The organism is Vulgatibacter incomptus, from assembly GCF_001263175.1.
Lineage (GTDB): Bacteria > Myxococcota > Myxococcia > Myxococcales > Vulgatibacteraceae > Vulgatibacter > Vulgatibacter incomptus.
On record NZ_CP012332.1, the window covers coordinates 607,604 to 627,514 of the forward strand.

Consider the following 19,911-nt stretch of genomic DNA (forward strand, 5'->3'; position numbering starts at 1 on the left):
GAACCCTCCCGGGTCAGAACGGATCGCCCTCCGACTTCCGCTTCTTGGGTGCCTTCCGAGCGCTCCTCCACTTTCGGGGCGGCCCCTCCGCCCGGAGGATCGCGAGGTAGTCGGTGCTCGTGTTGCCGATTCGCGCCGGGCGGACGCCTGCCAGCATCCCGAGCCGCTGGAGGAAAGCCTCGATCGACGCGCCCGCCGGCCGGAGGGCCTCGAGCACCGCGTCCTGCGCCTCGAATGCCAGCCGGAGCGCCGAGACGTCGTGGGCGCTCGCGAGACCGCGGCGGACGAGATCCTGGAAGGAGTTGGCCAGGGAGACGAGCGAGTAGCCGTACCCCTGGGTGAGCTCGGCCGCGATGCGGGCCACCGCCACTGGACCGATCCGTCCATCGATCATCAGGAGGATGGCGGCCTGGAAGTAGTTGTAGATCGGCACGACCCTGCCGTCGTAGGCGTCGAAGCGGGCGGGGGGCGTGAACGAATCCAGGTGGATGAAGATCCGGTCCACCGCGGGAGGCCCCTTGGGGATCCTCACCGCGAGATCCAGGGTGCGGGCCGTGTCGTCGTCGTAGAGGCCGCAGTGGTCCAGGATCTGCGCGAGCTCGCTCACCGGGATCCTGCCCGCGATCAGATCCGCATAGAGCGAGTAGACGAAGGCGTCGGCCTCGGCGTCGTCGCCGAAGAGCGTCTCTCTCGAGGTCGGGCTCACCCGCGTCCGCCCGTCGAGGAGCGCCGGGAGCTTGTAGCCGACCTGATCGCGGATGGCCCGGAAGCGCCCGCGGAAGAGGTTCTCCATGTTGGGCTTCAGCACGAGCTCGTCGAGCTCCACGCCGTCGAGGCGCATCTTCTCCTCGAGGGTGCGCCGCATCTGCCTGGGCGAGCCGCTGATGATGCAGACCCGCGTCTCGCCCGCCGACTGGAGCTCACGCAGGAGAGCGGCGCTCCCTGCGACGTTGACCTTGGCGTTCGCCTTCTCGAGCGCCGTGCGGATGAGGCCGCGCAGGCTGTCGAAGTCGGTCCGAAGGTAGGTCTTGTCGAGATCCCAGCGGTAGACGTGCCGAACTTCCCCCACTTCCTACCCCTCCGCCGCCATTCGAACGTCGTCCTCGGGCCAGGCGGCTTGGCCGCCCATCGCTCCGGTCAGATTCGCAACCACCGCCTTGGCCGCGACCTTTCCCGCGTTCACGAGGGCCTGCTCCCTCGAGCGGCCGTGGGCCTTGATCACCACGCGATCGAAGCCGAGGATCGGCGCGCCGCCGTATTGCTGCCAGTCGGTGACGCGCTTGAGCTGCCGGATCCCGCCGGAGAGCATGGTGATCCCCATCCTCCAGAGGAGCCGCTCCTTGTACGCGTAGCGCGCGAGCTCGAGGACCGTCTCCGAGACGCCCTCGAGCATCTTGATCACGACGTTCCCCACGAAGCCGTTGGTCACCACCACGTCGGCGACGCCCCTGGGGATGTCCAGGCCCTCGATGTTCCCCACGAAGTCGATTCCGGGGAGGGTCCGCAGGAGTCGATGCGCCTCTACGACCTCGTCGGGCCCCTTCTCCTCCTCGGTGCCGGTGGAGAGGAGCGCGACACGAGGCATGGGGTTTCGGGAGATCACCCGGGCGTACGCCGATCCCAGCTCCGCGAAGGTGACCAGATCCTCCGCGGTGGCCTCGAGGCCGGCGCCCACGTCGAGGATCAGCGAGAAGGGATCCGACTTGCCGCCCCGCCGCCGCTCGGTGGGGAAGACCGAGGCGAGCGCCGCCCGCTTCACCCCGGGGAGGAGGCGCATGGACTGTCGGCAGGCGAGGACCGCGGCGCCCGTGTTCCCCGCCGTGACGAGCGCGTCGGCGACACCGTCCGCGACCAGCTTCGCCGCCACCGCGATCGACGCGTCGGACTTTCGCTCGAGGGCGATGGCAGGGATCTCTCCCATGCCGATCGCCTGAGACGCGTGGTGGACCGCGATGCGTTCCGGGTTGTGCCGGGATTGGGCGAGCAGCCCGGAGAGGATCGGCTCGTCACCCACCAGGACGACCTGGAGCGTGGATTCCAGGGAGAGGCGGGCGGCGGCGCGCACGACTTCGGTCGGCGCGAAGTCTCCGCCCATGGCGTCGAACGCGATGGTGGGGCCAAGCATGGACCCATCGTAGCGGCGTGCTCTTCGCCGGACCACATTGGAGCTGCGAGGGGATGTCAGCCGTTGGATTCCCGCTGCGGGGCTGTCTTCTTTATGTGACGACGATCGGCACCCGTGGTCTTGGATGCCGTTCGCTCGCCCGGCTCGGGCGAGGGCGAAATGGGACGCCTCGCGCCGCCGATTCGGGCGACGACGCGAGGCGGAGACGGAATTTCAGTGGAAGCAGGCGGCGTATTCCGGGCAGCCCATCAGGCAGGTGTTGGCCTGTAGGAGCTGGAGGCCGCACTTGCCCAGCAGGCAGACGAAGTCAGGCGGCATGAGCGCACATCCGCTCTGCATCGCGCAGGCGAGCACGGCGTTGTCACCCATGAGACAGCCGCTCGCCACGTCGGGGCACTGCACGAGGCCTTCGGCGAGGCAGGTCGCGCATTCGTCCGAGGTCAGGTCGGCGAGGGTGCAGGCCGGGCCCGAGCTGCCTCCGGAGCCGCCCGTGGCGCCGCTTCCGCCCTCACCGCCGCTCCCGCCGGCTCCGCCGGTTTCGCCATCACCGCCGCTCCCGCCGACCGGGCCGGGCTCTCCGCCCTTACCGCCGGTGCCCCCATGCACGTCGCCGCCGGCGCCGCCGGTGCCGTTGCCCGAGGTCAAATCTTCGTCGCATCCCAGCCCGGTCCAGGCGAAGACGAGAAACGCCGAAGCGCACACGATGGCACTGCGGAACCTACGATTCATGGAAGCTCTCCTTTGGCGAGGCGCTCGGCGCGCCTCACGCGATGCTCAGTTCCGACAAGCGTTGAAGCCATCGGCCGTGCAGTCGAAGTCGGTCAGGCACGCGATGTAGGAGTCGCTCCAGCTCTGGAAGGGGCACTGGGCCTTGCAGGTGGCGATGTCGATGGCCTGTCCGTTGACGGTGAACGGCGCCATCTCACAAGTCTTGTACACGTGGTCGCACATCCGATCGCACTCGCTCGTGTGCGAGCAGGCCTGGGCCCTCGTCGCGTCGCAGTCGGCGTCGGAGATGCACCCGACCATTCGGGACGGGAGTTGATTGCAGGCCGTCACGCAGCTCGCCAGGTCGTCCGCGCCAGCCAGCCGCAAGCCGCAGCCGTCCTCGAAGAGCCTGCCGCACATCTTGTCGCAGGGAGTCGCCTGGGGGCCTCCCCCGCTTCCACCTGCGTTTCCTCCGCCGGAACCGCCGGGCGAACCGTCGTCGGACGTATCACCGCACGCGGCCGAGACCGCGGCGAGGAGGAACACGACAGCGAGGAACATCGTCGAGACGACTCTGCGCATCTGGGAGCTCCCTTCGGGCGTTTCGGCGAGCGTAGCGCGACGGTACGAGCCGGTTCAAGGAGCGCCGTCGTCCCCGTGCGACGAAGTGTCGTCGAGACCGGCGCCGCAGGGCGGGAGCGCTTCGGCGGCTCGGCGGAGCTCGTCGGGATCCGAGCCCAGGCGGCGCACCGCCCATTCCGCGGCGTCGCGCACGCCTTCGTGCGGATCGTCGAGCCGCGTGGCGCACGCGTCGACCAGGGAGAGGTCTCCGCTCTCGCCCGCCGCGAGGAGGGCGTTGCGGACCGTGCCGAAGTGCTTCGGGCGCGCCATCGCCGTCCCCCGGGCCCTCCCGCTCCACTCGGCGTGGTCCATCGAGATCAGCCGGGCCAGGGGTACGTCCCACAGCGCTTGGGTGCGGGGAAGGAAGCCGGCCTCCCGGGTCGGCTCGGCGAAGCGCCGGTTCCATGGGCAGACCTCTTGGCAGGCGTCGCAGCCGAAGATCCAACCCGAGGTTCCCTCCTTGAGCTCGTCGGGCACCGCGCCGCGGTTCTCGATCGTCTGATAGGAGAGGCACCGGGACGCGTCGACCACGTAGGGCCGCGGAAAGGCGCGGGTGGGGCAGGACGGGAGGCAGGCCGCGCAGTCGCCGCAGAAGTCCCGATGCGGCTCGTCGTAGGGGAGACACTCCTGGTCGAGGACGAGCGCACCCAGGACTACCCAGCTCCCGTGGCTGCGCGTGATCAGGCAGCCGTTCTTGCCGATCCAGCCCAGCCCCGCCGCCTGCGCCCACGGCTTCTCCGCGATCGGGCCCCAGTCCACCGAGCCGTAGGTGCGAACGCCGGGGTCGGCAGCGGCGAGCGCCTTGCGCAGCTTCCGGAGCTTGCGCCGGAGGATCGAGTGGTAGTCGGTGCCCCTCGCGTAGCGGGCGACTCGGCCGGGGCTCGCGGCGGGATCGAAGTAGGAGAGCGCGAAGACCGCCACCGTCTTCGCGCCGGGGAGGAGCAGGCGGGGATCCACGCGGCGCTCGTCCCGCATCCACTCCATATCGGCGTGGAGGCCCTCGGCGAAGTACTGTTCGAAGGGGGACGGATCCAGGGCGCGGGCGGGCGCGAGGCCCACCAGGTCGAAGCCGGCCTCGCGGCCGAGGCGCCGCAAGAGAGCGCCGCGATCCTCCGCAGACAACATCATCCCTTTCGAAGCGGCGGGTTCCAGACCGGCTCGGCGATCCCGCTGCGGTGGTTCACCAGGCGCGCGAGCATGAAGAGCAGATCGGAGAGGCGGTTGAGGTAGGTGATGACCTCGGTCCGGACCTCCGCGTGGTCCGAGAAGGTGAGCACCCGCCGCTCCGCCCGCCGGCAGATCGTCCGGGCGAGGTGGAGGTGCGCTGCGCCCCGATGCCCGCCCGGGAGCACGAACTGCCGCAGCGGCGGCACCTCGGCGTCGATGGTGTCGATGGTCGACTCCATCCAGCTCACCTGGTCGGGGCCCACCGGGACCACCTGGCGCTTCACGGCGTCGGGGTCGGGCGTCGAGAGCTCGGCGCCGACGACGAAGAGCTCGTCCTGGATCTTCTTGATCCAGCCCTTGATCGCCTCGTCGCCGATCTCGGCCTCGGCGATTCCGAGGGCGGCGTTCAGCTCGTCGACCGCGCCGTATGCCTCGACCCGCGGATCGTCCTTGCGGACGCGTCCGCCACCGAAGAGGCCCGTCTGCCCCTTGTCGCCGGTCTTCGTGTAGATGTGGAAGGTCACGTTGCGCCTCCGTGCGAAGGCGGCACGATAACCGCTGGGGCGTGGGCGCGCAGCCCTTTCCCGGGGTGGGCGCGCCGAAAAGCGCGCTCCGTCCGAATCAGGCCGCGCCGACCTTGCGCCGTCCGGCCTCGTCCAGCGCCGCTGCGATCCGGCGGCGGGAGAGGTCGGCATACTCCGCCTCCCGCTCGAAGCCGAGATAGCGCCTGCCGTTCGCCACTGCCGCGACGCCGGTGGTGCCGGAGCCGCTGAAGGGATCGAGGACCACGTCGCCGGGGTTGCTCGAACAGAGGATCACGCGCTCGAGCAGCGAGATCGGCTTCTGCGTGGGGTGGCCGCCGTGGGCCTTCTCGCCCTTGCCGGGGGTCGGGAGGCTCCAGGTCACCTGGGGGCCGCCCGCCTGCGGCGCCTCGAAGCCGAGGTTCCAGAGGTCGCGCATCTGCTTCCCGCCGTTCGTGGCCTTCATCTCCTGGTAGTTGAACGTGTGGAGGAGGCGCTTGCTCCGGCGCGGCGCGGCCCAGATCAGCAGCTCGGTCGAGTGGGTGAACGTGCGGCACGCGAGGTTCGGCGCCGCGTTCGGCTTGAACCAGGTCACGGTGTTCAGCAGGTGGAAGTCGAGAGCCTGGAGCGCGAAGCCGATCGAGAAGATCACGTGCTGGGTTCCCGACACCCAGAGCGTCCCGCTCGGCTTCAGCACCCGCTGGGCCTGGGCGAGCCAGGCGCGCTGGAACGCGTGATCGGCGGCGAGGCCCTGCGAGGCGTCCCACGCGCCCTTGTCGACGCTCGCGCGCCTCCCACCCTTGCACGTGAACCCGCCGTTCGAGAGGTGGTAGGGCGGATCCGCGAAGACCAGGTCGACGCAGGCGTCCGGCAGATCCGCCAGGAGACGGAGGCTGTCCCCCTGCACCACGCGGAAGCTGCGGTCCTGGCCGACGGACTGGGGATAGAGGGCGATGGGATCGAGGGTGGTGCGCATCCGCCAACTCTCGCATGGCCGATCCGCGGTGCAAGGCGTGTGCACGCGCGAGCCTGTGGACAACTCCACAGCGCGATCCGGAATGTCGCGCGTTCGATCCCGGCGCCCGATCTTGGGGCCCCCGTTCCGTCTCGCCTCCCGATGCGCCGACGAAGCTCAGCGCGCGATCGGCGGGAGCGGCTTGGGGATCGCCTGCCTCGGCGGAACCGGCGGCTCCTTGATCACTTTTCGCTTCGGGCTTGGATCGAAGGTGCGGATGAAGGCGACCAGACCGTCGACCTGATCCGCCGTGAGCTGGTCGCCGAAGGCCCTCATCCGGGTCGTCGGCTTCCCTTCCTCGATCGCGCGCCGGATCTCCGCGTCGTCGTGGCGGTCCTGCCATTCCTCGTCGCGGAAGGAGCCGACTCCGTAGGCGCGTCCGAGCCTCGTGTCGCCGTCGCCTTCGCTTCCGTGGCAGCTCGCGCAGCTCTGCTCCCAGAGCTTCACGATCGCGGGGCCGATCGGCGCGGCGGCGGCGAGGGCAGGGGCCACGACGATGGCGGCGAGCAGAGGCTTGATCACGGCGAGCTCCTGAAACCCGGGCGCTAGCCCGACTTCGACACGCTAGGGACCGACGGGAGCGCGATTCATTCCCGATCGGGCCGATTCCTTTGCGAACGCGCGATCCGATTGGAATAGAGGGCAGATGGATCGCAACCCGCGCCGGTCCACCTCGGCGCTCATCGAGCTCTTCCGTCCCTTCGCGTCGTTCTTCCGGGTCGAGGCCCTCGGCGGCACGCTGCTCCTCGCTGCCGCCGTCGCCGCCCTCGTCTGGGCCAACTCGGGCTTTCGCGAGGCCTACCTCTCGCTCTGGGAGCTGCCCCTCGTCGTCGGCATCGCGTCGTGGTCCATCGACGAGCACCTGCTCTTCTGGGTGAACGACCTGCTGATGGCGTTCTTCTTCCTGCTCGTGGGCATGGAGATCAAGCGCGAGCTCCTGGTGGGCGAGCTCGCGTCGCCGAGGAAGGCGGCCCTCCCGATCCTCGCCGCCGTCGGCGGCATGCTGGTCCCGGCGGCGCTCTACACGGCGATCGCCCACGGCAGCGGGGCGGCCCGGGCGTGGGGCGTCCCGATGGCCACGGACATCGCCTTCGCCCTGGGCGTGCTGCGCGTCCTCGGCGACCGGATCCCGAAGGGCCTCGTCGCCTACCTCGCCGCCCTCGCGATCATCGACGACCTCGGCGCGATCCTGGTGATCGCGATCTTCTACTCCTCCTCGATCTCCTGGGTCGCGCTCCTGGTAGCAGCCGTCATCGCGCTCGCTCTCGTCGCGATGAACCGCCTCGGCGTGGACCGACCCGGGCTCTACGTCCTCCTCGGGCTGCCCCTCTGGGTCGCCGTACATTCCAGCGGCATCCACGCCACCATCGCCGGCGTGATCGTGGGCATGTGCATCCCTGCCCGGAGCCGGGCGAGCGCGGAGCAGGTCTTCGCCGATGCGGAGAGCCTCACCGCTGTCGCCCGGGATCCCGCGTCCACCGAGGGAACCGTGACGGGGGCGCTGGGCGCGCTCCGCGACCGCGTGCGCGCGCTCGAGTCTCCGCTCGCCTCGTTCGAGCACGCGCTCAACCCCTGGGTGGGCTTCCTGATCGTGCCGCTCTTCGCCCTCGCCAACGCGGGCGTCGTCCTCGTGGGGGCTTCGCCGGCCTTCCTCCTCGAGCCCGCCGCCTTCGGCGTGATCGTCGGCCTCGTCCTCGGCAAGCCGATCGGGATCATCGGCGTGACGATCCTCGCGGTGAAGACCGGGGTCGCCTCCCTCCCGAGCGGCGTCACGGGGCGTCACATCCTCGGGGCCGGCATCCTCGGCGGAATCGGCTTCACGATGTCGCTCTTCGTCGCGGGCCTGGCGTTCGAGCCGGGGTCCGCTCTCCACGTCCAGGCGAAGATCGGGATCCTGGTGGCGTCGCTCATCGCCGGGGTCGCGGGCCTGCTCGTACTCCGGGGCGCACCGACTTCGGGCGCGAGGACTCAGGCGCCTTCGGAGGGAAGGCCCACGAGCTCGCGCGCCTCGGCGATCCGGGCGGGATCGACGTAGATCCGGTCGATCCGCACCTGCTGCTCGTAGCGCCGGAAGAGCGGCGTGTACTCCTCGAGGGGAACGAAGCGCCGCTGGTCGGTGACGTGCACCCAGATGGTCGCGCCCGCCTCGCCCGCGCCGAAATACTTGGAGACCAGGCCGAGCGACTCGGTGGCGAAGTGTTCGACGCTCGCCGAGCGCAGCTTCTCGACGACGTGCACCAGGTTGTATCCCGTGTCGTACGGATTCACTTCAAGCAATAGGCGGAACGGCTGCCGCCGGGCGATGCGCTGCGCCCAGCGGTTCGACGAGGCCCGGAGCACCGACTGGAGCTGCACGTCGTCGCAGCCGAGGTAGTGGGCGGGATCGGAGGGGATCTCGTACTCGCCGGGCGACTCCCGGTAGTAGAGCCGGAGCATCCGGTCGAAGCAGATCGGCGTGCGGTGGTAGTACACCGAGAGAAACATGTGGTAGCGCGAGAGGAGGAAGTCCTCGAAGGCGAAGATCGCGCGGCTCCCGATGGCGAGCTCGGCGATCCCGTCGTGCACGTGCACGTCCAGGTTTCCGATGAGCCAGTCCAGGTCGTAGTTGCCGTAGTTCACGCCCGTGAAGAAGGAGTCCCGGAGGAGGTAGTCCATCCGATCGGCGTCGAGCTCGCTCGAGACCACCTGCCTGAGGAGCGGCGAGAGGTCGACGCCGCCGACGACGAAGTACGGTCCTCCCGGCGGCCGCACCCCGGCGATCAGCGACGCGATCGCCTCGGGCGGGAGGCCGATGGGGCCGTACTCGCGGCGGAGGAGGTCGGTCAGCCCCGAGTCGAGGACGAGCTTGAGGGTGTAGTCCTCGTGGTTGGCCTGGGCCATGGGCGCGCCCCGATCCACCCACGCCGGGAGGCGCAGGACCCCGCGGCGGGGCATGATCGCCTCGGACGAGTGGGAGAAGGGCGCGTGCCCCAGGTCGTGCAGCAGCACCGCCAGCCGGAGGGCCGCTTCCAGGCGCGCCCGCTCCGCGTCGGCGAGGGCGGGGAGCTTCTGGGCGATCACGTCGAAGATCCGCCCCGAGAGGTGGCAGGCTCCGAGGGCGTGGACGTAGCGGGTGTGGGTGGCGCCCGGGAACGCGAGGTCCGCGAAGCCGGTCTGCCGCACCGAGCGCAGCCGCTGGAAGAACGGCGAGTCGACGACCTTCAGCTCCCTGGGGCCGAGGTGGATCGAGCCATGGATGGGATCCCGGATGCGCGTCACCCGGCCCACACTGGCAGCCGGCCCCTCGTCTTTCAACTCTTGGCTCGGGGATTCCGGCTCTTGGCGGTCGCGCCCTGTTCAGGGACGCGGGTTCATACCGCAGAGAGCGTTACCCTCCACGAGCTACGCGTGGCATGATCGGATCACCCTTTCCCCGGGCCCCCATGAAGATCACCGTCCTCTACAACCGCGACTACGAATCCGACGGCTCACAAGCTTCAGACCCGGGGCACGAGGCGCGCGCCGAGATCGAAGGCGTGGCCCAGGCGGTGGAGTCCGCCTTGCGGCGGATCCCGGGGGTGGAGACGAGGCTCCTCCCGTGCAGGGGGACGAGCCTCCGGTTCGCGGAGGACCTCCGGGCCGATCCGCCCGACCTCGTCTTCAACCTCTGCGAGTCCCTCGCAGGCGACTCGCGGGGCGAGCTCGCGGTGCCCGCGATCCTCGAGAGCCTGGGGATCCCGTACACCGGGAGCTCGTCCGTGGCCCTGGCCCTCGCGCTGCACAAGCAGAAGGCGAAGGAGCTCCTCCGCGGCGTGGGCGTGCCCGTCCCGGACGGCCGCGTCGTCCGCCGTCCTCCGGACCTCGATGGGTGGGACGCCGCGTTTCCACTCATGGTGAAGCCCGCCCGGGAGGACGCCTCCGTCGGGATCTCGCCGGCGAGCGTGGTCCACGACCGGGAGGCGCTGGAGCGCCGGGTCCGGCACGTGCTCGACACCCACCGCCAGGAGGCGATCGTCGAGCGCTACGTCGAGGGCCGCGAGCTCTACGTGGCCCTCCTCGGCAACGATCCCCCGGAGGTGCTTCCCATCACCGAGATCGACTTCTCGGAGCTGCCCGCGACGCTTCCCCGGATCGTCACCTACGACGCCAAGTGGGTGCCCGGATCCGTGGAGGATCGCGGCACGAGGCCGCACCTCGCCGAGATCACCGATCCCGAGGTGCGCGCCCGGGTGGAGCACGTGGCGCGGGAGACCTTCCGCACCCTCGAGCTCCGCGACTACGGCAGGGTCGACCTCCGCCTGGACGCCGACGGCACCCCTTGGGTGATCGACGTAAACGCCAACTGCGCCCTGGCGCCGGACGCGGGCTACGCGCGCGCTGCGGCCGCCATCGGCCTCCCCTACGACGCCATGATCGCGCGCCTCGTCGAGGTCGCGATCGAGAGACTCCATGCAGATCCGTCCTGGAAAGCCGAGCGACCTGCCCCGGCTCGGCGCCCTCCTTCGCAGCATCGAGAACTTCACGGCGGAGGAGGTGAGCTGCGCAACCGAGCTCATCGAGCTCGCCGTGGGCGCTCCTGAGGAGCACATCGATTACAAGATCCTGGTGGCGGGCGAGGGCGACGAGCTCGCCGGCTACGTCTGCTTCGGTCCCACACCGATGACCGAAGCCACCTGGGACCTCTACTGGATCGCGTCCACGCCGGCCTTCCGGGGCAAGGGCGCCGGCTCGCGCCTCCTCCTCGCCATGGAGGAGGACGTGCGCAGGCGCGGCGGCATGCAGGTGCGAATCGAGACCTCGTCGATGGGCGAATACGCCGCCACGAGGGCCTTCTACGATCGCCACGCGTATGCCGAGGCCTCGCGTCTGCCCGACTTCTACAAGCCGGGCGACGACCTGGTCACGCTCTACAAAAAGATTTAGTCGAGCCCGAGCTCGCGCAGGCGCTTGAGGAAGGTGGGGTAGGAGATCCCCAGTGACGAAGCGGCGTTCATGCGCCGGCCGCCGCTGCGCTCGAGGACCCAGCCCACGTAGCGCCGCTCCACCTCGATGAGCGGGTGGAGATCGCCGGTCGAGTCGAGGGAGATCGTGAAGTACGGCGCCGCGACCCCCGTGGGCACGGCGGTGTTCGGCAGGAGCAGCTCGCGCACGCCGATCTCCCGGCCGGGAGCCAGGATCACCGCGCGCTCGATGACGTTGCGGAGCTCGCGCACGTTCCCCGGGAAGGGGTATCGCTCGAGGGCGGCGAGGGCGCCGCCGGAGAGCCCGTCGATCGGCTTCTTCAGCTTGGTGGCGAAGTGCTTGGCGAAGACCCGCGCCAGCTCCGGCAGATCCTCGCGCCGGTGCGCCAGCGCCGGGATGTGGACCTGGTACACGGTGAGCCGGTGGAAGAGGTCCTCGCGGAACGCGCCGGTGCGCACCAGCTCCGCCACGTCCTGGTTGGTCGCGGCGACCACCCGCAGGCGGACCTCGATCTCCCTCTCGCCGCCCACCCGGCGGAAGCGCATCGAGTCGAGGAACTTGAGCAGCTTGGCCTGCGACCGCAGCGGCAGCGTCGTGATCTCGTCGAGGAAGAGGGTCCCGCCGTTCGCGAGCTCGATCATGCCGCGCCGGGTGTTGCGCGCGTCGGTGAAGGCGCCCTTCTCGTGGCCGAAGAGCTCGCTCTCCACGAGCTCGTCGGGGAGGGCGGCGCAGTTCACGTCGACGAAGGGGGCGTCGGGGCCGGGGCCGCAGGAGTGGAGGTACTCGGCGGCATACTGCTTCCCCACGCCGGACGGTCCCAGCAGGAAGACGGGCGTGTGGGGGCTGCCCGCGACGATCTCGAGGCGATCGAAGACCTCCCGCATGGCGGGGCTCGTGGGCGGGACCAGCGGCGGGCCGGCGGCGCTGGTCTTGGCCAGCTCGAGGCGGTCGCGCAGGCCCCGGGTCTCGAGCACCTTGCGCAGCTTCACCACCAGGTCGGCGAGCTGCACCGGCTTGGTGAGGTAGTCGCGGGCGCCTGCGTGGAGCGCCTCCACCGCGTTCTCGACGTCGCCGTAGGCGGTGATCACGATCGCCTGGGGCCCGTCGGGAGGCAGCCCCCGGAGGAGGTCGAGGCCGTCGCCGTCGGGCAGCCTCCGATCGAGGAGGATCACGTCCGGCGTGGAGCGCGCGAGGATCGCCCGCGCCTGGGCGAGGTTCCCCACCCCCTCGACCTCGAAGCCCTCGGCGCCGAGGGCCTCGCCGGCCAGCATGCGGAACGTCCGCTCGTCGTCGATCACCAGGATGCTCGCGCTCATGGAATGTGTCTCCGTGTCGCCGGGAGGCCGGGCGGAGGTGTCTGTGCCGACTCGCCGTGGGCGAGCGGAAGGGAAAAGCGGAAGGTTGCGCCGTGCGGCGAGGGCGCGAGCTCGAGGCCGCCGCCCTGGGCGGCCGCGAGGTTTCGGGAGAGGGCGAGCCCCAGGCCCACGCCGCTGGGCTTGCCGGTGGCGAAGGGCTCGAAGAGCCGGGGCACGAGGGCCGGATCCACGCCGGGGCCGTTGTCCGAGACAGCGACCGTAGCGACTCCGTCGCGCACGTCGAGGCGGACGTCGATCCGAGGCGACGGCCTGGACGAGACCGCGTCGATCGCGTTGCCGATCAGGTTCGAGAGGATCACGTGGACGTGCTGCGGATCCGCGAGGGCGGTGACCGCTTCGGCGGGCTTCTCCACCTCGAGGCGGATCCCCTGCTCGGCCGCGACCTCCCGCTGCAGCTCCGTGATCTCCGAGACGAAGGTCCCGAGCTCGACCGGCCTTGCGCGCGCCACCGGTCCCCGGGAGAAGAGCAGGAGATCCGATGTGAAGTCGGTGAGCCGCTGGATCTCGGCGCGGAGCGTGTCGACCACGGCGCCATCGCCCTTGCCCCGGTGGAGGAGCAGGTCCAGGCCCACCCGGATCCCGTTGAGGGAGTTCTTCACCTCGTGTGCGATGGCGTTCGACGCCTCGCCCAGGTGGCGAATCCGATCGGCGCGGAGGACCTCCTCCTCCGAGAGGCGGAAGATGCGCAGCTCGCGCAGGAGCCGGCTCGCCAGGAGGAGCAGCGGGGCGAGGAGGAGCCCGAGCGCCGCCGCCAGCCGCACCCAGAGACGGCTGCGCGCCGGCTGGTAGAAGGGGACCGAGTCCGCGATCGACATCAGCGCGAAGTCGGTGTCGGCGACGGGCGAGACCGCGACCTCCCGATCGACGCCGCCCAGGCGGACCTGGCGAACGCCCTCGTCCGCGCCTGCGCCCCTGGCGAGCCGGACGAAGGACTCCTCTTCCGAGAAGGCGGGAGGATTCGGTGGGAAGACGACCTCGCCCTGCCTCGTGGCCAGCACGGTGACGTTGTCTCCGGGCAGCGGCTCGATGGAACCTCCCGTCGCGAGGTCGATGCCGCCGAGGAGAGCGCCGATGAACCGGCCGTCGCGGATCACCGGCGACACGACGTAGACGAGCGCGTCCGACCGATCCGGCATCACGGGTACGATCTGCGTCCGGCCGTCGCGCTTGGCGTCATGGAACCAATCGTTCACTCCCAGGGGCTCGCCCTGGGGCAGGAAGCGCTGCGGCTCCGACCACGCCACCTTCCCCTCATCGTCGAGGATCGCCACGCCCACGTCGAAGACGGCGCTGTTCCGGTGGGTGATGCGCAGGAGCTCCCGCTCCGGGACGATGTTGCCGTCGGTCGGATCGATCGCGGCGCTCTCGCCCAGCCGGCCGAGCTCGCGGGTGAGCATGGCCAGGTGCCGTCCCAGGGACTCCGATCGGAGCTCCGTGCCCATCAGCAGGCGATCGCGGAGCTCCTGCTCCTGGTGGTCCTTGTCGGTCACCAGCGCGGAGAGCAGGATCGCCAGGGCTACGCCGGTCGCCGCGAGGTAGATCGCGACCGCCGATCGCGACAGGCGATCCCTCGCTGCCGACAGCGGCGTGGCATCGCGCCTCTTCACGCGGCGACCTCGGTGGTCTCGGCCTCGATGCTGCGCCGGCGCTCCCACCAGCCGGTCACGACGGCATAGGTGGTCGGGAGCACGAGCAGGGAGAGGAGGGCGGCCGTGAGCGTGCCGCCTACGACGACCACCGCGATCGGCCGCTGGACCTCGCTGCCGATGGCGCGGGAGAGGGCCGCCGGCAGGAGCCCCAGGCAGGCGAGCAGGGTCGTCATCAACACCGCGCGGAGGCGATCGCGTGCGCCGCCGCGGGCCGCCTCGAGCAAGGGCTCGCCCGCCTGCCTGCGGGCGCGGATCGCCGAGAGCACCAGCACCGAATCGGTGGTCGCCTGGCCCAGGAGCGCGATGAAGCCGATGGCGCCCGACACCGAGAGCGGCAGGCCGACGATCGCGAGGGCGACGACGCCACCGACGAGGGCGATCGGGATGTGGGCGAGGATCATCAGCGAGTCCCAGAGCGAGCGGAAGGCCGAGAACAGCAGGCAGAACGTGAGCAGGAGCGCCAGCGGGATCACCACCCGGAGCCGCGCCATGGCCCGCTGCTGGTTCTCGAACTCGCCGCCCCAGCGGATCCAATAACCAGGAGGAAGCTCCACCGCCCGGTCGACCGTCGCACGGGCCTCCTCCACGAAGGAGCCCAGGTCCCGGTCGCGGACGTTCGCCCGAACGCCTGCGTAGCGCCTTCCATTCTCGCGGGTGATGGCCGCCCGCCCGGTGGCCATCTTCACGTCCGCCACCGCCGAGAGCGGGAGGAGCTCGCCGGAGGGGAGCGGGATCATCACCCGGCGGATCGCTTCGGCGTCCTCGCGAGTCGAGAGCGGGAGCCGGACGGTGACGTCGAAGCGCTTCTCGCCCTCCCAGAGCTCGCTGGCGACGTGGCCGCCCATCGCGGTCTCCAGGTGCTGCTGTACGTCCGCCAGGTCGAGGTCGTAGCGCGCCAGCGCCATGCGGTCGATGGCCACCGAGAGCTGCGGGACCTCTCCCACCTTGACGATGCCCAGCTCGGCAGCGCCGGGGACTTCGGCGATGGCGTTCTTCACGTCCTCGGCGGCCTTCTGCAAGAGCGCCATGTCCTCGCCGTAGATCTTGATGGCGATCTCGCCCTTCTGCCCGGCGATGTTCTCCGCCACGTTGTCGCGGATCGGCTGGGAGAAGTTCACCTCGATCCCGGGGATCTCCTGGAGGTTCCGGGCCATCTCGAGGGAGAGGCCGTCCAGCGTCTTGAAGCCGCGCCGCCACTCGTCCTTCGGCGCCAGCTTCACGAACATCTCGAGGTTGCTGAAGAGCTTGTCGTCGGTGCCGTCCTCCGGCCTGCCGAGCTGGCTCATGACGCCGCTCACCTCGGGCGTGCGCCGGAGGATCTCCTTGATCTTCGGCGTGATCTTGCGGCCCTCGGTGATCGACGTGTTGGTCGGGAGCGCCACGGCGACCCAGAGGGCGCCCTCGTTCAGCTCCGGCATGAACTCCGTGCCGAGCCGGGACGCGAGCGTGAGCGCCGAGATCAGCGCGCCGGCGGCGACGACCGCGACCACGCCCGGGCGGGACATCGACGCGTCGAGGGCCGGCTCGTAGATCCGTCGGGCCCACCGCAGCGCCGGCGACTCCCTGTGCGTCACGTTCCGACGCAGCGCGAAGTAGGAGAGCACCGGCACGATGGTGAAGCTCATCAGCAGCGAGCCCACCAGCGCGCTTACCACCATGTTCGCCATCGGCGCGAACATCCGGCCCTCGACCCGCTCCAGCGAGAAGATCGGCAGGTACGCCGCGATGATGATGAGCATCGAGAACAGGGTGGGGCGCGCCACCTCCATCGCCCAGTCGTGGATCCGGCCGGCGATCGCGCGCTCGTCCCGGGGCCCTTGGTAGCCGGCCATCCGGAAGAAGAGGTGCTCCACCATGATCACGGCGCCGTCCACGACGATGCCGAAGTCCACCGCGCCGAGCGAGAGCAGGTTCGCCGACATGCCCCTGGCGTGGAGGTAGAGGAACGATCCCGCCAGCGAGAGCGGGATCACCGCCGCCACGATCAGCGATCCACGGATGGACAGCAGGAAGACGAAGAAGACCAGCACCACGAGGAAGGCGCCCTCGCCGACGTTGTGGAACACCGTCTTCAGCGTGGTGTTCACGAGGTCCGTGCGGTCGTAGAAGGGATTCAGGTGGACGCCGTTCGGGAGGATCCGATCGTTGAGCTCGGCGATCCGCTCGCGCAGGGAGTCCAGTACTACGGAAGGGTTCTCGCCCCGGCGCATGAGGACGATGCCCATCACTGCGTCCTCGTTGTCGTCGCGGGTGATGATGCCCTGCCTGGGCGCGTAGCCCACCTCCACCGTGGCGACGTCCTGGATCAGCACAGGCGTGCCGTCGTGGTTGGCCACGCGAACGAGCCGGATGTCCGAGAGGTCCCGGAAGATCCCCAGCGAGCGGATCACGAACATCTCGGCGCCGCGCTCCACGAAGCCGCCGGTGGCGTTCGTCGACGCCTTCTCCAGGGCCTCGAAGATCGCCGAGAGCGGCACCTTCAGCGCCGCCATCCGGGCCGGATCGGGCTGCACGTGGATCTCCTTCACCAGCCCGCCGTAGGAGACGACGTCGGCCACGCCCTGGACGCGCATGAGCTCGGGCGTCACCGTCCACTCCTGCAGGGTGCGCAGGAGCATGGGGTCGGCGCCTGGACCCTCGAGCGTGTAGCGGTAGACCTCACCGATCGGCGTCGCGAGCGGGGCGAGCGAAGGCTGCACGCCTTCCGGCAGCTCCGCCTCCGCCATGCGCTCGAGCGTCCGCTGCCGCGCGAAGTACGCGTCCACCGTGTCGTCGAAGGTCAGCGTGATGAACGAGAGACCGAACATCGAGATGCTGCGCTGCCGGTAGAGGCCCTCCATCCCGTTGAGCACACGCTCGAGAGGGAGGGTGACCCGGCGCTCCACCTCCTCCGTCGGCTGGCCGGGGAAGAGCGAGATCACCTGGACCTGGGTATCGGTGGGATCCGGGAACGCCTCCACCGTGAGGGCGTGGAAGGACCAGGCCCCCACGCAGAGGAGGAGGACAGAGAGAGCCAGGACGGCGAGGCGGTGTTCGAGCGCAGATCGCAGGAGTCGGGACAACATGTGTGAGCCTCTTTTACGAACCCGTGATCGACAGCTGGTTGTCCAGGAGGAGGCCGCCTTCCTCGACGATCACGTCGCCCTCCTGGAGACCGGAGAGCACCGGCACCCGTCCCTTGCGGGAGGAGCCCGCGACGATCTCGCGCTTGCGCAGGACGCCGCTCGGCTCCTGGACGAAGACCGAGGTGCGAGCGCCGTCGGAGACCAGCGCCGACGCGGGGATCTCGAGGAGGCCGTCTCCCTCGACCAGGAATCGGACCTCGGCGAAGTCGTTGGGCCGGAGGAGGCCGTCCGGGTTCGGCAGGCGCATCCGGACCGGGATCGCGTGCCTCTCCGGATCGACCACCGCGGAGACCATCTCGACCGTGGCGTCGAGGGTGACGCCCGGCCTCGAGGGCAGGAAGATCTGCGCCGCCGTCCCCGGCTTCAGCGCGAGGGGCTCGCTCGCGAAGAGATCCGCGACGACCCAGACCGACGAGAGGTCGGCGATCACGATCTGCGACGAGCCGCCCTCCGGCGCGACCATCGCGCTCGGCGCGACGTTCTTCTCGACCACGACCCCGCCGATCGGGGCGGTGACCGTGAACTCGTTGTCTCCAGATGAGGACACCTGGAGCGAGGAGAGCTTGGCCCCTGCCATGCGATGGGCGAGCTCGGCCTGCCGCAGCTCCTGCCGCGCGGTGAGCTCCTCCTTCGCCGGGAGGGCCTTCGCCTCCACCATCGCGGCGGTGCGCTCGTGGGCCGCCTTGGCCACGTCCAGATCGACCTTGGCCTTGTCCCTCTCTACGCGCAGCTCGGCGATGGCCTGGCTCTTCACCGCGAAGAGCGCCTGGCCCTTGGTCACCCTCTGCCCGAGCTCCACGAGGACCCGGCTCACCCGGCCCTCGAGGGGCGCGCTCACGTGGGACGCCGTGGTCTCGTCGAGGCGGACCCGGGCCGGGACGGGCTCGGCGAGGCGCGAGGCCGAGCGGGAGACCTTGCCCAGCTTCAGCGCCTTCCACTGCAGGGCGTCGGGCGCGAGCGTGATCGCTTCGCCCTGCATCTTCATCCCCGGCGCGTCGCCCACCGTCGCGGAGGGCTTGCGCTCGAAGCCCGCCGCGGCGGTCACCGCGGCGATACCCAGCGCACCCGCCACCGCGATCGGGAGCAGTCGCTTCGATCCCTTGCTCATCACGTCCTCTTTCGTCTCCAAGGTTTTCAAGGCGCGCTCCGCGCGGCAGCGGCGTCGAGGCCCAGGGCCTTGCGCAGGTCGTTGCGGACCGTGAAGAGCTCGCCGCGCAGATCCAGCACCTGCAGCCGCAGCTCCGTGTTCTCGCGTCGGGCCAGGAGGAGGTCGGTGAGGCTGTACTCCCCCTGGGCGAACGCCTTGCGCGCCGTCTCGAGGATCCCGTTGGAGAGGGGCAGCGCCTCCTCGTCCAGCCGGCTGAGCGTCTCCTCCAGCGTCCGCCGCTGGGCCGCGAGACCCCGGACCTCTCCGAGACCCTGCTGGATCGTTCCGGCGGCCGTCCGATCGAGCTCCCGCGCCTTGGCCGTCGCCAGGGCGGCGTCGTGCTGCCCGCGGTCGAAGAGGGGCAGGGGGATCCCCACGCCGAACTGGACCGTGTCCGTGAGCTCGTTGAAGAGATCGTGCGAGTAGCTGACACTCAGTGTGGGGTCCGGGATCGCCCGGCGCCTCGCGAGCGTCGCCTCCTTCTGCGCCGCGCTGCGGCCGAGGAGGATCGCGCGGTAGTCGGGGCGCTCTCTCAGCGCCTCCTCCGGGTCCGCGATCTCGGCGGGAACCGTCGCCGCCGCGTCCAGATCGTCCGGCCCCGCCTCGCCGGTCTCACAGGGGGCAAGGAGGATCGCCGCGCAGCTCGCCAGCGCCGACTCCAGCTCCGCCCGGTTCCGGCGCACGTCCGCCTCCTGGCCGAGCGCGTCCAGCACCAGTCGGTCGTAGTCGATGCCGCTCAGGTCGCCGTGCTGCAGGCGGACCTTCTCCAGCGCGAGGTGGTCCCGCGACTCCGTCAGGCTCTCCTCGAGGATCGTCTGCCGGACCTGGAGCCTCACGGCCTCGCCGATCGCAACCCGCGCGTCCGCCACGCGCTCGGCCAGGCTCGCCCGGAGCTCCTCTCGCGAGGCCTGCGCCGAGAGGTCCGCCGCGTCGATGCGCGGCCCGCGCTTCCCAAGCTCCAGCTCCTGGGAGATCCCCACGCCCCAGGAGAGGCGATCGGCGCCCCTCACGTCGGTCTGCGCGCTCGAGCCGACGTTTACGTTGCCCATCGTCGCGTCGAGGGAGGGGTTGGGAAAGAGCCGTGCCGACCCCACGCCGGCCTGCGCCTGATCCACGCGCGACTGGGCCGCGGCGACCTCGGGGCTGCGCGTGCGCACCCACTCGATCAGCGCGGCGTCGTCACGAAGGAAGGCCGCAGCGGGCGCGCGCTCCGCGGGCAAATCCCCACGGGCAGGTGCGGCGGCGAGTAAGAGGGCAGGGGCGAGGAGAGTCGAGATGCGGAACGTCACGGATGCACGGAGCTCCTGCGAACGGGTTCGCCGGCGCTCTTAGCAATCGTCGTGCCGAATCATGAGCCCTTGAAAATCAAGGGGTTTGGATAGGTCGGGCCGTCCCGCCTGAAAGTCTTTTGAGGTCCATCGGTCGTGCGGACTGAAAATGTGCTTCAGTGAGGCGACCGGGGCCGAGCTCTCCTTCCGCTAGCGAGAAGGGGCGGGTGGCGACCGCCACCACGCCC

General features: G+C 70.3%; 17 protein-coding genes. 3 read left to right on the top strand and 14 right to left on the bottom strand.

All coding sequences use genetic code 11. The features are described from left to right. Nucleotides 1-13: 13 nt before the first annotated feature. The 8 genes from AKJ08_RS02425 to AKJ08_RS02460 all read right to left on the bottom strand — a co-directional run bounded on the left by AKJ08_RS02425 (nt 14) and on the right by AKJ08_RS02460 (nt 6,679). Nucleotides 14-1,069 carry a phosphatase domain-containing protein gene (locus AKJ08_RS02425; RefSeq protein WP_050724606.1) on the bottom strand — a complete coding sequence of 352 codons (1,056 nt, stop codon included), beginning with the start codon at nt 1,067-1,069 and terminating at the stop codon, nt 14-16. Between the two features lie 3 nt (nt 1,070-1,072). Further along, complete coding sequence (gene plsX / locus AKJ08_RS02430) at nt 1,073-2,125, bottom strand: phosphate acyltransferase PlsX (protein ID WP_050724607.1); 1,053 nt, start codon at nt 2,123-2,125, stop codon at nt 1,073-1,075. 213 nt (nt 2,126-2,338) lie between these two features. After that, nucleotides 2,339-2,854 carry a hypothetical protein gene (locus AKJ08_RS02435; protein WP_157370429.1) on the bottom strand — a complete coding sequence of 172 codons (516 nt, stop codon included), beginning with the start codon at nt 2,852-2,854 and terminating at the stop codon, nt 2,339-2,341. A 45-nt stretch (nt 2,855-2,899) separates the two neighbouring features. After that, entirely contained in the window at nt 2,900-3,415 is a 516-nt protein-coding gene (locus AKJ08_RS02440; RefSeq protein ID WP_050724609.1) for a hypothetical protein, read from the bottom strand. 54 nt (nt 3,416-3,469) lie between these two features. Further along, the gene (gene queG, locus AKJ08_RS02445; protein WP_240475416.1) at nt 3,470-4,582 is read right to left on the bottom strand and encodes a tRNA epoxyqueuosine(34) reductase QueG; all 1,113 of its coding nucleotides are present in this window, start codon (nt 4,580-4,582) and stop codon (nt 3,470-3,472) included. Next, nucleotides 4,579-5,145, bottom strand: a complete 567-nt coding sequence (locus AKJ08_RS02450; RefSeq protein ID WP_240475417.1) for a cob(I)yrinic acid a,c-diamide adenosyltransferase — start codon at nt 5,143-5,145, stop codon at nt 4,579-4,581. The genes queG and AKJ08_RS02450 overlap by 4 nt, the downstream gene beginning before the upstream one ends. 97 nt (nt 5,146-5,242) lie before the next feature. Continuing rightward, on the bottom strand, nt 5,243-6,118 hold the full coding sequence (locus AKJ08_RS02455; protein ID WP_050724610.1) for a DNA-methyltransferase: 876 nt from the start codon (nt 6,116-6,118) through the stop codon (nt 5,243-5,245). A gap of 156 nt (nt 6,119-6,274) precedes the next feature. Beyond that, a complete protein-coding gene (locus AKJ08_RS02460; RefSeq protein ID WP_050724611.1) occupies nt 6,275-6,679 on the bottom strand; it encodes a c-type cytochrome in 405 nt (134 codons plus the stop codon). Nucleotides 6,680-6,803: 124 nt separating this feature from the next. Here AKJ08_RS02460 and nhaA point away from each other — a divergent pair, with 124 nt between their 5' ends. Further along, nucleotides 6,804-8,192, top strand: coding sequence for a Na+/H+ antiporter NhaA (nhaA, locus tag AKJ08_RS02465; RefSeq protein WP_050724612.1), 1,389 nt, complete (start codon nt 6,804-6,806; stop codon nt 8,190-8,192). Here nhaA and AKJ08_RS02470 read toward each other — a convergent pair. Next, the gene (locus AKJ08_RS02470) at nt 8,126-9,451 is read right to left on the bottom strand and encodes an HD domain-containing protein (protein WP_240475418.1); all 1,326 of its coding nucleotides are present in this window, start codon (nt 9,449-9,451) and stop codon (nt 8,126-8,128) included. The two genes, nhaA and AKJ08_RS02470, sit on opposite strands and share 67 nt — an antisense overlap. Before the next feature lie 128 nt (nt 9,452-9,579). Between AKJ08_RS02470 and AKJ08_RS02475 the strand changes: the two genes are divergently transcribed. Both AKJ08_RS02475 and AKJ08_RS02480 read left to right on the top strand, forming a co-directional pair. Beyond that, nucleotides 9,580-10,716, top strand: coding sequence for a D-alanine--D-alanine ligase family protein (locus tag AKJ08_RS02475; RefSeq protein WP_050724613.1), 1,137 nt, complete (start codon nt 9,580-9,582; stop codon nt 10,714-10,716). Then, nucleotides 10,670-11,059: a GNAT family N-acetyltransferase gene (locus tag AKJ08_RS02480; protein ID WP_050724614.1), complete on the top strand. Its 390-nt coding sequence runs from the start codon at nt 10,670-10,672 to the stop codon at nt 11,057-11,059. The genes AKJ08_RS02475 and AKJ08_RS02480 overlap by 47 nt, the downstream gene beginning before the upstream one ends. Here the strand turns inward: AKJ08_RS02480 and AKJ08_RS02485 are convergent. The 5 genes from AKJ08_RS02485 to AKJ08_RS02505 are packed head-to-tail and all read right to left on the bottom strand — an operon-like array spanning nt 11,056 to nt 19,684. Then, nucleotides 11,056-12,414 carry a sigma-54-dependent transcriptional regulator gene (locus AKJ08_RS02485; RefSeq protein WP_050724615.1) on the bottom strand — a complete coding sequence of 453 codons (1,359 nt, stop codon included), beginning with the start codon at nt 12,412-12,414 and terminating at the stop codon, nt 11,056-11,058. The two genes, AKJ08_RS02480 and AKJ08_RS02485, sit on opposite strands and share 4 nt — an antisense overlap. Continuing rightward, nucleotides 12,411-14,081 carry a sensor histidine kinase gene (locus AKJ08_RS02490; RefSeq protein ID WP_050724616.1) on the bottom strand — a complete coding sequence of 557 codons (1,671 nt, stop codon included), beginning with the start codon at nt 14,079-14,081 and terminating at the stop codon, nt 12,411-12,413. Before AKJ08_RS02490 ends, AKJ08_RS02485 begins: the two co-directional genes overlap by 4 nt. Next, complete coding sequence (locus tag AKJ08_RS02495) at nt 14,078-17,188, bottom strand: efflux RND transporter permease subunit (protein ID WP_082342586.1); 3,111 nt, start codon at nt 17,186-17,188, stop codon at nt 14,078-14,080. Before AKJ08_RS02495 ends, AKJ08_RS02490 begins: the two co-directional genes overlap by 4 nt. Nucleotides 17,189-17,201: 13 nt before the next feature. Beyond that, nucleotides 17,202-18,356, bottom strand: coding sequence for an efflux RND transporter periplasmic adaptor subunit (locus tag AKJ08_RS02500; RefSeq protein ID WP_157370431.1), 1,155 nt, complete (start codon nt 18,354-18,356; stop codon nt 17,202-17,204). A gap of 26 nt (nt 18,357-18,382) precedes the next feature. After that, nucleotides 18,383-19,684, bottom strand: a complete 1,302-nt coding sequence (locus AKJ08_RS02505; RefSeq protein WP_082342587.1) for a TolC family protein — start codon at nt 19,682-19,684, stop codon at nt 18,383-18,385. Nucleotides 19,685-19,911: the final 227 nt, after the last annotated feature.

What these genes read in the sequence shown, in the direction of transcription:
- plsX (WP_050724607.1), bottom strand. Translation starts at nt 2,125, where the DNA reads ATGCTTGGCCCCACCATCGCGTTCGACGCCATGGGCGGAGACTTCGCG.
- AKJ08_RS02435 (WP_157370429.1), bottom strand. Translation starts at nt 2,854, where the DNA reads ATGAATCGTAGGTTCCGCAGTGCCATCGTGTGCGCTTCGGCGTTTCTC.
- AKJ08_RS02440 (WP_050724609.1), bottom strand. Translation starts at nt 3,415, where the DNA reads ATGCGCAGAGTCGTCTCGACGATGTTCCTCGCTGTCGTGTTCCTCCTC.
- queG (WP_240475416.1), bottom strand. Translation starts at nt 4,582, where the DNA reads ATGATGTTGTCTGCGGAGGATCGCGGCGCTCTCTTGCGGCGCCTCGGC.
- AKJ08_RS02455 (WP_050724610.1), bottom strand. Translation starts at nt 6,118, where the DNA reads ATGCGCACCACCCTCGATCCCATCGCCCTCTATCCCCAGTCCGTCGGC.
- nhaA (WP_050724612.1), top strand. Translation starts at nt 6,804, where the DNA reads ATGGATCGCAACCCGCGCCGGTCCACCTCGGCGCTCATCGAGCTCTTC.
- AKJ08_RS02475 (WP_050724613.1), top strand. Translation starts at nt 9,580, where the DNA reads ATGAAGATCACCGTCCTCTACAACCGCGACTACGAATCCGACGGCTCA.
- AKJ08_RS02485 (WP_050724615.1), bottom strand. Translation starts at nt 12,414, where the DNA reads ATGAGCGCGAGCATCCTGGTGATCGACGACGAGCGGACGTTCCGCATG.
- AKJ08_RS02495 (WP_082342586.1), bottom strand. Translation starts at nt 17,188, where the DNA reads ATGTTGTCCCGACTCCTGCGATCTGCGCTCGAACACCGCCTCGCCGTC.
- AKJ08_RS02500 (WP_157370431.1), bottom strand. Translation starts at nt 18,356, where the DNA reads ATGAGCAAGGGATCGAAGCGACTGCTCCCGATCGCGGTGGCGGGTGCG.